The following is a 13,959-nucleotide window of genomic DNA, read 5'->3' on the forward strand; positions in this document are numbered from 1 at the left end:
TCGTCCTGAGCCAGGATCAAACTCTCCATAAAAAGAAATTTGATTAGCTCAAATTGTTTTGCTGGCATCATGTTTGATGTCCAAAATTTTGTTTCATTCACTAACTCAAGGTTAGCTACTAAAAACTTTATTGATTACGTTTTGCTTGTTCAGTTTTCAAGGTTCATTACTTTATTTTAAGCATCACCTCTTGGCGACTTACTTATAATATCAAGAATCTAAAACTATGTCAACACTTTCTCAATAAAATAATTCAATAGTTTATATATAGCTATTATTCTCCTATTACATCACTATGTTTAAAGGTTTTAAATAATATTGATTGATTGATTAATTAATTCTAAAGAGGTGTTTTTCTTTATTTGAATTGTTTTTTTGGATAAAAATTCTCTTGTATTCATCTCGTTATATTTCGAGATATTACTGATGCTTTTGTTTTCACCTCATAAACCTTACCTTTGTCGACAGAAATAAAAATAAAAAAAGGCAAACGCCATTGTTAATGGGTTGCCTTTCGTCTATTATAAGTTCGTTATAATACGTGAAATATAGAAGGTACGATTTTTACTTAAATCAAATATCTCCCCTGAAAGACTTAATTTGATAAGTGGTCGAGTTGGTGCAAATTTATTTACAAACATTACTTCGCCATGTTCAAGATTAGATAGTTCAACTATTGTACCTATTGGGAGATCAGCAACAATATCTATAAGTGCACGAACTACTTTAATATCAAACTTTCCAAATTCAGCTTCATTAATCATCTCTATAACTTTAAAAGAAGATTGCTTTGTTCTATAAACTCGCTCGCATGTCATTGCATGGAATACATCTGCAACAGCGATAATTTGTGCGAAAGTAGAGATATTAGCAATTTTTTCACCCTTCGGATAGCCACTACCGTTTAAACGCTCATGGTGCTGGAAAATAGCCTCTTTCATTGTATCCTTTAAGATTGTTAAATCTTTGACCATATGATAGCTATAAATCGGATGCTTATAAATTTCATCAAACTCCTGCTCTGTTAAGGTTGTTTTTTTATCACGGATACGTGGATGAACTTTTGCCATCCCACAATCAGCTAATAAACCTCCAATTGCAACTTGAATTGTAATTCCTCTGTCATAGCCTAATTTTTGTGCAATCACTGCAGAAATCAATGCTGTTGCTACACAATGATGGTACAAATAGTCTTTTGGATTTGAATACTCATTTAAATCAAAAATTATTGTACGATCTTCTAAAACCATTTCTAATAATGGCAAGATAATTTTACGTGCTTTCGCAATATCTACCTTTGCTCCAGCTTCCCAGTTTTTAAATTCCTTTTTGAATTGCTCAACAGAATTGTCATAGACCCTTTTAAAAGTTGGAATAACCTCTGGTGGAACAACTATTTCTGTTTCTATTGTCTCTGCTTGAACCTCTCTACCATCTTTATAAACAGGGACTCTTGAAATATTAAAAGCAAAAAAAACTTGTAAATGGTCATAGGAAATTATCGTATTTTTAAAAATTATTGGATATTGTGTATTAGCAAAAATATCTTCAGAAATCACTTTACCAACACGTAATTCTGGAATTGGAACATATATTGTTTCCACCCGATTAACACCTCTTCACTATTTCACTGCTTAAACATAAAGTTAATTTCATTTTATCACGAATTCAAAATAATTACTTATTTTTCATAATTTATGCTAAAAAAAACCGATGAACGGCACAATAGCTGTCGTCATCGGCTTTTATTATTCTTCTACTTGATCTTCTACTTCATCATTTTCTTCATTTGATTCTTCTTCTTTTTCAACCTTCGCTACAGTTGCAACAAGCTCATCATCGCCTAAACGGATTAAACGAACTCCCTGTGTACTACGTCCAATTAAAGAGATATCATCCACATCCATACGGATTAGCATGCCGTTAATTGTAATAAGCATTAAATCTTCTGAACCATCAACAGTTTTTACAGCTACCATTGGGCCATTTTTATCAGTGATTTGAATTGTTTTTAATCCTACACCACCACGGCTCTGTAAACGATATTCTTCTTCAGAAGTACGTTTACCGTAACCTTTTTCTGTAACAACTAAAATTTCCTGTCCTGGTTCAATGATTTCCATACCAACTACTTCGTCACCATCACGTAGTTTGATACCTCGTACACCACCCGCAGTACGTCCCATTGAACGAATATCATCCTCTTGGAAACGTACGAGCATGCCATCACGAGTACCGATAATCACTTGCTTTTCGCCATCTGTTAAACGAACAGAAATAAGATCATCATCTTCTCGTAAACTTATAGCTATTAAGCCGTTTGTACGGATATTAGCAAATTGAGAAACTGGAGTACGCTTTGTAATACCTGTTTTAGTAGTAAAGATGAAGTATGCATCTTCTTCAAATGAATCAACACGAATCATCGCTGTTACTTTCTCACCTTTTTCAATATTGAGTAAGTTAACAATCGGTAATCCTTTCGCTGTACGACCAAATTCCGGAATCTCGTAACCTTTTGCTCTAAATACTTTTCCTTTTGAAGTGAAAAATAAAATTGTATCGTGTGTGGATGTATTCATAAGGTGCTCTACGAAATCATCTTCATTAGTGCCCATACCTTGTACACCACGACCACCACGTTTTTGACTGCGATATGTATTCGCAGCTAAACGTTTGATATAACCATTGTGCGTTAAAGTTACAACCGAGTTTTCGACTGGGATTAAATCCTCGTCCTCAATCATTTCTAAACCGCCAGAAGTAATTTCAGTACGTCGTTTATCATTAAAGCGTTCTTTTAGTTCTAATATTTCAGTACGAATAATATCAACAATTTTAGCTTCATCTGCTAAAATCTCTTTTAATTCCGCAATTAGGACTTGAAGCTCTTGGTACTCTGCTTCAATTTTTTCACGCTCTAATCCACTTAAACGAACTAAACGCATATCTAAAATTGCTTGTGCTTGACGTTCAGATAAATTGAATCGCTCCATCAATTGTGGCTTCGCCTCATCACCACTACGAGAACCACGGATAATAGCAATAATTTCGTCGATATGATCGAGTGCAATACGTAAGCCCTCTAAAATATGTGCACGATCTTCCGCTTTTCTTAAGTCAAATTCCGTACGACGACGGATAATCACTTTTTGATGTTCTAAATAATGATGCAACATTTCTTTTAAGCCCATTACTTTAGGCTGACCATTTACTAATGACAGCATATTAATACCGAAGCTAGACTGCATTGCTGTTTGTTTATATAAGTTATTTAAAACTACATTAGCATTTGCATCTTTACGAACTTCAATGACTACTCGCATACCACGTCGGTCAGATTCATCACGCAAGTTTGTAATACCATCAATTTTTTTATCGCGTACAAGCTCTGCTATTTTTTCAATAAGCTTAGCTTTATTCACTTGGTATGGTAATTCATGGACAAGAATTGTTTCTTTACCATTTGATTTCTGTTCAATCTCTACTTTTGCGCGAATAATGATAGAGCCACGACCTGTTTCGTAGGCACGGCGGATACCGCTACGACCTAAAATTAATCCACCAGTTGGGAAATCAGGTCCTGGGATAATTTCCATCAATTCTTCCGTTGTAATAGCAGGGTTTTCAGAAAGTGCTATCACTGCATCTATCGTTTCTCCCAGTTGATGTGGCGGGATATTTGTCGCCATACCAACTGCAATCCCTGCCGCTCCATTTACTAATAAGTTTGGATAGCGACTTGGAAGGACAATAGGTTCCTTTTCTGAGCCATCATAGTTATTTGTATAGTCAATTGTGTCTTTATTGATATCACGAAGCATCTCCATTGCAATACGAGACATACGTGATTCTGTATAACGCATTGCTGCAGCTCCGTCGCCATCAACAGATCCAAAGTTACCATGACCATCGACAAGCATGTAACGATAGCTGAAATCTTGCGCCATACGTACCATTGCATCATAGATAGATGAGTCACCATGTGGATGGTATTTACCCATTACGTCCCCAACAATACGTGCTGATTTTTTATACGCTTTATCTGCTGTATTTCCTAGCTCTTGCATTCCATATAAAATACGACGATGTACAGGCTTTAACCCGTCTCGTACATCTGGTAATGCACGAGAAACGATTACACTCATCGCATAATCGAGGAAAGATGTTTCAATTTCTTCTGTTATATTAACTCCTTTAACACCGGAGCGTTCTTGTTCTGACAAAGTGTAGACCTCCTCTCAAGAGAAATTAAATATCTAAATTAGCGTATACAGCATTTTCTTCGATAAATTGACGACGAGGTTCAACTTCATCGCCCATTAAACGTTCAAATGCTTGATTTGCTTTAATTGCATCATCTAATTCTACTTGTAACAATGTGCGGTGCTCAGGGTCCATTGTAGTTTCCCAAAGCTGCTCTGCATTCATTTCTCCAAGACCTTTGTATCGTTGAACATTTGGTTTTGGCATTTTCGGTAGCCGTTCTAAAATTTCTTGAAGAGTAATATCATCATAGCAATACTCAACATGCTTACCTTGCTTTACTTGATAAAGAGGTGGCTGTGCAATATAAACATACCCTGCCTCTATGAGAGGTCGAAGGAAACGGAAGAAGAATGTTAACAGTAATGTTCGGATGTGCGCACCATCAACATCGGCGTCTGTCATAATAACGATTTTATGGTAACGAGCCTTTTCTAAAGTAAACTCTTCCCCAATACCTGTACCAAATGCTGTAATCATTGCACGAATTTCTGTATTGGATAAAATTTTATCTAAACGTGCTTTTTCAACGTTAAGGATTTTACCACGTAACGGTAAGATTGCTTGGAAGTGTCGGTCACGTCCAGATTTTGCTGACCCACCGGCAGAGTCACCCTCAACGATATAAATTTCACATTCTGATGGATTTGTTGATGAACAGTCAGCTAATTTCCCCGGTAAACTTGATACTTCAAGTGCATTTTTGCGGCGTGTAAATTCACGTGCTTTTTTAGCAGCGACACGTGCACGAGCAGCCATTAAACCTTTTTCTACAACCTTACGAGCAACAGTAGGATTTTCTAACATAAAACGTTCAAAACCATCTGAGAATAAGGAGTTAGTAATTTGGCTAACTTCAGAGTTACCAAGCTTTGTTTTTGTTTGTCCTTCAAATTGTGGATCAGGGTGCTTAACTGAAACAATAGCTGTTAACCCTTCACGAACATCCTCACCAGTAAGATTTGCATCTGACTCTTTTAATTGCCCATTTTTTCGCGCGTAATCATTAATAACACGTGTCAGAGCTGTTTTAAAACCAGACTCATGTGTACCACCTTCATACGTATTAATGTTATTAGCAAATGAAAAAATATTTGACGAGAATCCAGCATTATATTGCATAGCAATTTCAACTGAAATTCCATCCTTTTCTCCAAGAACGTCAATTGGTTCATGGATTGGCTCTTTAGATTGATTCAAATGCTCTACATACGAACGAATACCACCTTCATAGTGATACGTTGTAGAACGTTCTTCATCTTCGCGTTCATCAGCAATTGTAATCCTGATACCACGATTCAAATAAGCTAATTCACGAATACGATGTGCTAAAATATCGTATTCATAAACTGTAGTCTCTTTAAATATTTCAGGGTCAGCTTTAAAACGTGTAGTTGTTCCATTACGATCTGAGTCACCAATAATTGTTAGCTCTTGAACAGTTTTTCCACGTTCAAATTTAATCTCATGTATATGACCCTCACGATGAACTTGAACGATAGTCTCAATTGATAGAGCATTTACAACAGATGCCCCTACACCATGTAGACCACCAGATACTTTGTATCCTCCACCGCCGAACTTACCGCCAGCATGTAGCACTGTCATAATAACTTCAACAGCAGGCTTACCCATTTTTTCTTGAGTGCTTACTGGAATACCACGACCATTATCTTCTACACGAATCCAATTGTCTTTTTCTATCGTTACTGTTATATCTGTACAAAATCCGGCAAGTGCTTCATCAATACTATTATCAACAATTTCCCATACTAAATGGTGTAGCCCTTTAGAGCTTGTTGAACCGATATACATCCCCGGTCTTTTACGTACCGCTTCTAAACCTTCTAATACCTGTATCTGATCGGCTTCATAAGCTTGATTTTGTAAACCTTCGTTCTCTATAGCCACGGCTTTCATCTACTCCTTCATAACATCATTGTGTGTAAATGAATGAACAGTCAACCGAGCTGACTATTACCATTCTTTTGTAATCTAAAAAACTCCCCGGGCTAACTTTCTTCAATCGCTCCTTGTTTCACGTGAAACAGTTGTGCATGCTCCATCGTTTCATGATGAATTCCATCAACACTTGTAGTCGTTACAAAAGTTTGAACTTCACCTTGAATGGTATTTAATAAATGCGATTGACGATAATCGTCGAGTTCCGACAATACATCATCTAAAAGTAGTATGGGTGTTTCATTTGTTTCTTGTTTAATTAACTCGATTTCAGCAAGTTTTAATGAAAGAGCGGTTGTACGTTGCTGTCCTTGGGAACCGTATGTCTGAACATCATAGCCATTCACCAAAAACTGCAAATCGTCTCGATGTGGACCAACTAGTGTTACACCTCGGTCAAATTCACGCTCCTTAGCTTCTATAAGCTTTTTATGCAAGAAGCCTTCAATTTCACTAGAAGTATGTTCTTTATCAACACCAGCTACAGTGCGGTATTTAATAACCAATGTTTCCTTCCCTTGTGAAATTCCTGCGTGAATTGGCTCTGCCCACTCCTGCAATAAATCCATAAATTGAAATCTTTTTCGAATAATTTGGGTAGCTGCGTGAATATATTGTTCATTATAAACCTCGTACATCACGTCATCTGGCATTGCCTTACCTTGATTCATTTTTAAAAAATGATTACGTTGTTTTAAAATTTTTTGAAAGGTTAATAAATCATGTAAATAGACAGGCGAAATTTGCCCAATCTCCATATCAATAAAACGTCGTCGTATTTGCGGACTCCCTTTTACAACGTTTAAGTCCTCGGGTGCAAACATCACGACATTCATTTGGCCAATATAATGACTGAGGCGACTTTGTTCTATATGGTTTATCTTACCTTTTTTACCTTTTTTAGTAATCGTAAGCTCAATCGGTAAAATACCATGCCTTTTTTGAACGGCCCCTTCTATTTTACCATAGTCTGAATCCCAACGTATTAATTCTTTATCGTTCGTCGTGCGGTGGGATTTAGCCATCGCTAATACGTAAATAGATTCCATAACATTTGTTTTTCCTTGAGCATTTTCACCAATAAAAACATTTATTTTGGGAGAGAAGTTTAAAGCTAAGGCATCATAATTACGGTAATTTGTAAGTTTTAATTGCTCTATATGCATAATCTACTGTCCAGCGGTACCAACGATACGGAATCGACCACATCCGGGAATATTTACAATGTCACCGTCACGTAATTTACGACCGCGGCGATCATCCACTTCTCCATTTACATATACATCATTTTCGTGTAAAAACCATTTTGCCATGCCACCAGAGCTAATAGCATCGGTCATTTTTAAAAGCTGTCCTAAAGTGACAAACTCTACATCAATTTCAACGTCCTTCATAGCTGTGTTTCCCTCCAAATACAGATTGTCTATCTCTCTATCATACCTAAAAATTCGTCATAAGTAAAAAAAGATAGCCGCAATTAGCGACTATCCGAATGTTTTCCAAAGCAATTAAAACCTAAAAGCACGGAGTTTTATTTTCTCCAACGAAAATAGATTAAATATTAGTAAGTACGTACAGGTAAAATCAATTGTAAAATAGCATCATCATGAACAGAGCGTAAAATAAACGGTCTCATTGCACCTGTGAATTGAATGACCACATCTTGACCATCTATTGCTTTTAGTGCTTCCATCATGTATTTCGCACTGAAAGAAATCTTTAAGTTCTCCCCTTCTAATGACTCGACAGGAATTTCCTCTTGTACTTTACCTATTTCTGGAGAATTAGAAGAAACTTCAACAGCTTGATTATCTAAAATCTCGAAACGTACAACATTATTACGATCGCCACGAGCAACAAGAGATGCACGATCGATTGCTTGTAATAATGATTTACCATTTATCGTTAAATTTGTTTGATATTCTTCAGGAATCAAACGTGTTGTATCTGGGTAATTCCCTTCAAGTAAACGAGAGAAGAATAATACTTCTCCAGTTTTAAATAATACTTGCTGACTTGTTATAACAATTTGCACAAGATTCGTTGAATCCTCTAAAACTTTATTTAACTCATTTAAACTTTTACCAGGAATTACAACACTATGTTCAACTTCAGGTAAACTATCTAGTTGAACTTTACGTCTTGCCAAACGGTGGCTATCTGTTGCAACACAGATTAATGTTTCATTTTTTATTTGCCAGTTTACACCTGTCAACACTGGTCTACTTTCTGAAGTAGCAACAGCGAATACTGTTTCACGGATAATTGACTTTAATAGATCTGCAGGAATAGTAAATTTTTGATCCTCTGTTAATTCGGGTAATAAAGGATATTCAGCAGCATCTGAGCCAATTAAGTGGAATTCAGATTTACCTGAACGGATATGAGTTTGGAAACCTGGTGTTACTTGAATTTCAACCTCATTTGTTGGTAACTTACGTACAATCTCATTGAACATACGGGCTTGTACAACAATCGATCCTGTTTCAGTAATATGAATTATTTGTTGACCATCTTCTTCAACTGGAATAAATGTTTGAATTGTAATATCAGCATCACTACCTGTTAAGCGAATGCCCTCATTTGTTACATCGATTTTAATCCCCGTTAAAATTGGAATAGTTGTTTTAGAACTTACAGCTTTCATGACATCATTTAAACCCTCTAATAAACGGTCACGTAAAATATCAAATTTCATTCGTTTTCCCTCACATATTTATATTATTTATTTATATAAAATAAAAAAGATATAGTAATAGGTCCTGTGGATTTGTGGATAAGTGTATTTAAGTGAATAAAATCAGTCTATCCACATGTAGATAGACTGTGTATAAGTTTGTGATTAAACGATTGTGTTGTCCACAGAATTATTTCCCTAGCATGCTTCGAATTTGTTTAATATCTTGTTGCAGCTGAACGTCATTTTTCAACATAGAAGATATTTTTTCGTGAGCATGGATAACAGTAGTATGGTCACGTCCACCAAATTCTTCGCCAATTTTCGGCAGCGAAAAATCTGTTAATTCGCGGGATAAAAACATCGCGACTTGACGTGGAAAGGCAATTAACTTTGTACGTTTTTTCGCGGCAAAGTCCTCTAAACGAATACTAAAATGCTCTCCTACTGCATTTTGAATGTCTAATATAGTGACAGTTCGTGGCTTCGAATTAGGGATAATATCTTTTAATGCTTCAGCAGCCAAAGTTGCATTAATATCCTTGTTAACAAGTGATGAGTAGGCAACGACGCGAATAAGCGCACCTTCAAGCTCCCGAATATTGGAGTCAATCTGGTTCGCAATATAGAGCATAACTTCATTTGGCACTTCTAGACCATCAGCCTTTGCTTTTTTTCGAAGAATGGCGATACGAGTTTCCAAATCAGGTGGTGCAATATCTGTAATTAGTCCCCATTCGAATCGAGAGCGTAAACGATCTTCCAATGTCGGGATTTCCTTAGGAGGACGGTCACTGGAAATAACAATTTGTTTCGATTCTTCATGCAATGTATTAAAAGTGTGGAAAAATTCTTCCTGAGTTGATTCTTTCCCAGCTAGAAATTGAATATCATCAATTAGCAGTACATCTACATTGCGGTATTTATTGCGAAAATCAAGTGCCTTATTATCTCGAATTGAGTTAATAAATTCATTAGTAAATTTTTCAGATGATAAATATACAACTTTTGCATTTGGATTATGTTCTAAAACATAATGACCAATCGCGTGCATTAAGTGTGTTTTGCCAAGCCCTACTCCCCCATAGATAAAAAATGGGTTATAAGCCTTTGCAGGCGCTTCTGCGACAGCTAGCGATGCAGCGTGAGCAAAGCGGTTACCAGAGCCAATAACAAACGTATCAAAAGTATACTTCGGGTTTAACATCCCTGGTGAAATATCATGATGATCGTTATTTTTTGCTTGGATAATCGGCGCTGGCAGATCGAAATCGTCCGAATCCTGGTTTTTTTGAACAACAAACTTAATAAGCAAGTCTTCGCCTGTAAGCTCCGTTAATATACCTGTAATCAAATGAATATAATGATTTTCAAGCCAGTCTCGAGCAAACGAATTTGGCGCAGCAATGGTCACAGTAGAACCACTTCCATTGTAAGAAAGTAGTTTAGTAGACTTTAGCCACGTTTCGAAGCTTGGTTTAGAAATTTTTTGTTCAACTTGAGCCAGGACATTATTCCATAGTTCTTCTAAATGTTCCAAGCTGCTAATCTCCTTTACAGTTCAATACAAGTACAGCAATAAAAAAGCGCATTTATAGTAATGGTAAACACGTTCATTTTACAACTCGTCCACAAACTCACAAGTTGTGGATAAAAGTTAACCAAAGGCTGTGATAAAAATTATCCACAGCATATCAACAGTTGTGGATAAAATAAATGTTCATTTCAGTTTTCAACAAAGTGAAGCACAGATATCGTATCAGAAAAACAAAGTCATTTCAATAGTTTGTGAAACTTATCCACATACTTTTGATTTATACACTTTAGAGTTGTCCACAGTATCTGCTTATGTGAAAAAGCTGTAGATAAATGTTGTGGATAAAAAATAATGCAAAAAATACTATACACAACTCTGTGTAAAAAAAACAAGTACTCTGTGGATAATTAATTTAAGTAAAAAAGATAAATATTAAAGTCTGTTCTTAAATAAAAATTAGGTTCATACGAAAGTGCATAGAGAGAATGGATAGTGTTAGATCTGAGACCGTATAGGAATACCTGCGCTTAAGTACATATATTGGCGAAGAGCGGTAAAAGATATACATAGACTCGCTTAAAGAAAGAAATTTATGAAATTCATTGACAAAATAACTAGTTACTTTATATAATGTTCAGGTCTGTATGTTGAAAAACTCAACTTTCATTCAGGAGGTGTCTATATAAATGAAACGTACTTACCAACCAAAAAAACGTAAGCACAGTAAAGTTCACGGTTTCCGCGCACGTATGAGCACGAAAAACGGCCGTAAAGTTCTTGCTGCACGTCGTCGTAAAGGAAGAAAAGTATTATCAGCATAAAATAAGTCCACTGAGACACATCAGTGGTCTTTTTTTTCTTTATTTTTGGTAAACCTAGAAATGAGGATCAAAAGATAATTATTAGTAGCAGGTGAAAGAAATGAAAAAACGCCAACGAGTGAAAAAAAACGATGATTTTCAAAAGGTGTTTAAAAAGGGTAAATCTTTCGCTAATCGTCAGTTTGTCGTTTATTTATTTGAAAAAGAGGGACAAACAGAATTTCGTGTAGGTTTATCGGTTAGTAAAAAGCTTGGGAATGCGGTAACACGCAACCAGATCAAACGCTATATTAGGCAGAGCATTCATGAATTAAAGGATGAGCTAAAGCCAAATATGGACTATGTTATTATCGCCAGACAACCGGCGGCCACTATGGATTTTCATGAAGTGAAACAAAGCTTACAGCATGTTCTACGAATCGCGAAAGTATTGAAGAAAGCGTGATACGGAGGACAGCCAAAGTGGTGAGAAGCATTTATTTTAGAAGTATGTTTTAAAGTAGCAGAAAATACACATAGGGGTATTTTCTGCTACTGTTTCATAAGGATATATGTAAAATTAGTAACATCTCAAGTACATTGTTAGAATAATTAGTAGAGTGAAACGTTATATGCATGATAAAATAACTGATAACTTTATTCAGTGGCAGGAAACTTTCAATGAATAAAGAAGAAGAATGCATATAGTTTTAGAAAAAGTGAATAGTATTTGTAGGGGGAAGAAGGTTGAAGAAACAACTTTGGGTAATTTTGTCGCTAGCATCAGTAGCATTACTACTATCTGGTTGTACAGAATTTAGTGAACCAATCTCCAAAGACAGCACAGGCTTCTGGAATGAATTCATTGTTTGGCCTTTAGTATCAGTGATAAAATACTTCGCTGATTTGCTTGGTTCATACGCATGGGGGATCATTGTTGTAACGATTATCATTCGTTTAGCAATTCTGCCATTGATGATTAAACAAACAAAGAACGCTAAAAAAATGCAAGAAGTTCAGCCGAAATTGAAGGAATTGCAGAAGAAGTACGCTTCTAAGGATGCACAGACACAGCAACAGTATCAGCAAGAAATGATGAAGCTTATGAGTGAGTCAGGTGTTAACCCACTTGCTGGATGTTTACCTGTAATCATTCAAATGCCAATTTTAATTGGTTTCTATCATGCGATTAGTCGTATGAATGCTACATCTACTTTTGATTTAGGGAATTTCCTTATCTTCCCATTGGCAGATCCTGCACCGGCATTAGCAATTACTGCTGGTATCATGCAATTTATAGTTTTACGTACGGGTCCAGCGATGGATAACCCTCAAATGAAAATAATGATGTACATTATGCCAATTATGATTATTTCTTTTGGTATAGCATTACCAGCAGCATTATCACTATACTGGGTAATCGGAAACATTATCTCGATTATGCAAAACCTGTATATTTATAAACCTTGGGAAAAAGATAAAACACAACCTGCTCAAAATGGAGGGGCTAAAAAGTGAAACAACTTACGCAAATAGGCGCAACAACACAAGAAGCGATCTCATTGGCGTTACAGAAACTTGGCAAAACCCGTGAACAAGTAGATGTTGAAGTTTTACAAGAAGGTAAAAAAGGATTTTTAGGTTTTGGAGCACGATCTGCAGAAGTTCGTGTAACAGTAAAGGAAGTACATGTTCGACCAACGATTGAGGCAGAAAAAGCTGAACAGCAAAATATGGCTCAATTTGACGAACCAGCAGTAAAAGATGGTGTTGAAACAATAAGTTCACAAGTTTCTGAACAACCAAGTGATCTCGAAGCTGTTCAACAAGTCGTAGAGGATCAAAAAGAGGAAGAAGAAGCCTCAGTAAACCCGATTGAAGATGCAAAGGCTTATTTAGTAAATATTGCTGAACAATTGGGTATTCATGATCTTGAAATTGAAACGACACGTGAAGGGAAATATGTTATATTTCAACTGAAAAGCGAGAAAGCTGCACTGCTTATAGGGAAACGTGGTCAAACATTAAATTCCTTGCAGCAATTAACACAGCTTGTGTTAAATAAAAGTGCCAAGCAGTTCTTAATGGTGAAATTAGACGTAGAAAACTATCGTGAGCGTCGTCAAGTGGCTTTGGAGTTACTGGCAGACCGCATGGCGGATAAAGCACTGTGCTTAAATCAGCGTGTGACATTTGAACCTATGCAGTCGTACGAAAGAAAAATTATTCATAATCAATTGGCAAACCGCTTTGATATTGAAACATATTCAGAAGGAACGGAGCCTAATCGTTATTTAGTAATTGAACCTGTAAAGAACGATTAAACTTCGCTAAAAACATACAGACATAACTAAAGTCATTTTATCGTCATGATAAAATGACTTTTTTAAGTTGTTGAAAAACAAGATGGTCAAGGGAATCTTTGTGAATGTTGTGGTGCTTCAGATGAGGGTGATTTCCGTTCCAGTGTGGGCGAGCGTCGAGCCGCTTCCTCCGCTAAAGGAACGAAGGCTAAGTGCGTCACGTCCTGTGACAATGCCTTCGTGACCAATATCGTGTTGGCCTCAGGGTCCCACCCTTAATTACATTGGCAAAATAGTTTTTCTATGATCTAGAAAGAATGTTCAAGCATTTGCAATTCTTGTCGAAATACGTGCTATAATGTAGAGCTTTCTTATTATCCACAATTGGAAATTATCCTTACTTTAGATTTTGCA

11 protein-coding genes are annotated in these 13,959 nt (G+C 36.3%); 4 read left to right on the forward strand and 7 right to left on the reverse strand.

Annotated features, from left to right (window positions below; translation table 11 throughout):
- Positions 1-521 precede the first annotated feature (521 nt).
- The 7 genes from ACVWXS_RS18945 to dnaA all read right to left on the reverse strand — a co-directional run bounded on the left by ACVWXS_RS18945 (position 522) and on the right by dnaA (position 10,445).
- Positions 522-1,604 carry an HD-GYP domain-containing protein gene (locus ACVWXS_RS18945; protein WP_368637191.1) on the reverse strand — a complete coding sequence of 361 codons (1,083 nt, stop codon included), beginning with the start codon at positions 1,602-1,604 and terminating at the stop codon, positions 522-524.
- A 144-nt stretch (positions 1,605-1,748) separates the two neighbouring features.
- Positions 1,749-4,226: a DNA gyrase subunit A gene (gene gyrA / locus ACVWXS_RS18950; RefSeq protein ID WP_374964367.1), complete on the reverse strand. Its 2,478-nt coding sequence runs from the start codon at positions 4,224-4,226 to the stop codon at positions 1,749-1,751.
- A 25-nt stretch (positions 4,227-4,251) separates the two neighbouring features.
- Positions 4,252-6,186 (reverse strand): DNA topoisomerase (ATP-hydrolyzing) subunit B, encoded by a 1,935-nt coding sequence (gene gyrB / locus ACVWXS_RS18955; protein ID WP_368637193.1) that lies wholly within the window; start codon positions 6,184-6,186, stop codon positions 4,252-4,254.
- A 92-nt stretch (positions 6,187-6,278) separates the two neighbouring features.
- Positions 6,279-7,394, reverse strand: a complete 1,116-nt coding sequence (recF, locus tag ACVWXS_RS18960; RefSeq protein WP_368637194.1) for a DNA replication/repair protein RecF — start codon at positions 7,392-7,394, stop codon at positions 6,279-6,281.
- 3 nt (positions 7,395-7,397) lie between these two features.
- Complete coding sequence (gene yaaA, locus ACVWXS_RS18965; RefSeq protein WP_374964372.1) at positions 7,398-7,622, reverse strand: S4 domain-containing protein YaaA; 225 nt, start codon at positions 7,620-7,622, stop codon at positions 7,398-7,400.
- A gap of 167 nt (positions 7,623-7,789) precedes the next feature.
- Positions 7,790-8,926: a DNA polymerase III subunit beta gene (gene dnaN, locus ACVWXS_RS18970; RefSeq protein WP_223553674.1), complete on the reverse strand. Its 1,137-nt coding sequence runs from the start codon at positions 8,924-8,926 to the stop codon at positions 7,790-7,792.
- A 169-nt stretch (positions 8,927-9,095) separates the two neighbouring features.
- Positions 9,096-10,445 carry a chromosomal replication initiator protein DnaA gene (gene dnaA, locus ACVWXS_RS18975; RefSeq protein WP_456959670.1) on the reverse strand — a complete coding sequence of 450 codons (1,350 nt, stop codon included), beginning with the start codon at positions 10,443-10,445 and terminating at the stop codon, positions 9,096-9,098.
- A 683-nt stretch (positions 10,446-11,128) separates the two neighbouring features.
- Between dnaA and rpmH the strand changes: the two genes are divergently transcribed.
- From rpmH to jag, 4 genes are all read left to right on the forward strand, one after another.
- Positions 11,129-11,263 carry a 50S ribosomal protein L34 gene (gene rpmH, locus ACVWXS_RS18980; RefSeq protein WP_004233310.1) on the forward strand — a complete coding sequence of 45 codons (135 nt, stop codon included), beginning with the start codon at positions 11,129-11,131 and terminating at the stop codon, positions 11,261-11,263.
- 100 nt (positions 11,264-11,363) lie between these two features.
- Positions 11,364-11,708: a ribonuclease P protein component gene (gene rnpA, locus ACVWXS_RS18985; RefSeq protein ID WP_368637197.1), complete on the forward strand. Its 345-nt coding sequence runs from the start codon at positions 11,364-11,366 to the stop codon at positions 11,706-11,708.
- 281 nt (positions 11,709-11,989) lie between these two features.
- Complete coding sequence (gene yidC, locus ACVWXS_RS18990; protein WP_068985821.1) at positions 11,990-12,760, forward strand: membrane protein insertase YidC; 771 nt, start codon at positions 11,990-11,992, stop codon at positions 12,758-12,760.
- Positions 12,757-13,566, forward strand: a complete 810-nt coding sequence (gene jag / locus ACVWXS_RS18995; protein ID WP_423474816.1) for an RNA-binding cell elongation regulator Jag/EloR — start codon at positions 12,757-12,759, stop codon at positions 13,564-13,566. Before yidC ends, jag begins: the two co-directional genes overlap by 4 nt.
- The last annotated feature ends 393 nt before the right edge of the window (positions 13,567-13,959 follow it).

It is taken from the genome of Lysinibacillus sp. TE18511 (assembly GCF_054062295.1).

Excerpts from the sequence above, each read along its gene's own strand:
- gyrB (WP_368637193.1), bottom strand. The coding sequence starts at position 6,186 with ATGAAAGCCGTGGCTATAGAGAACGAAGGTTTACAAAATCAAGCTTAT.
- recF (WP_368637194.1), bottom strand. The coding sequence starts at position 7,394 with ATGCATATAGAGCAATTAAAACTTACAAATTACCGTAATTATGATGCC.
- yaaA (WP_374964372.1), bottom strand. The coding sequence starts at position 7,622 with ATGAAGGACGTTGAAATTGATGTAGAGTTTGTCACTTTAGGACAGCTT.
- dnaN (WP_223553674.1), bottom strand. The coding sequence starts at position 8,926 with ATGAAATTTGATATTTTACGTGACCGTTTATTAGAGGGTTTAAATGAT.
- rpmH (WP_004233310.1), top strand. The coding sequence starts at position 11,129 with ATGAAACGTACTTACCAACCAAAAAAACGTAAGCACAGTAAAGTTCAC.
- rnpA (WP_368637197.1), top strand. The coding sequence starts at position 11,364 with ATGAAAAAACGCCAACGAGTGAAAAAAAACGATGATTTTCAAAAGGTG.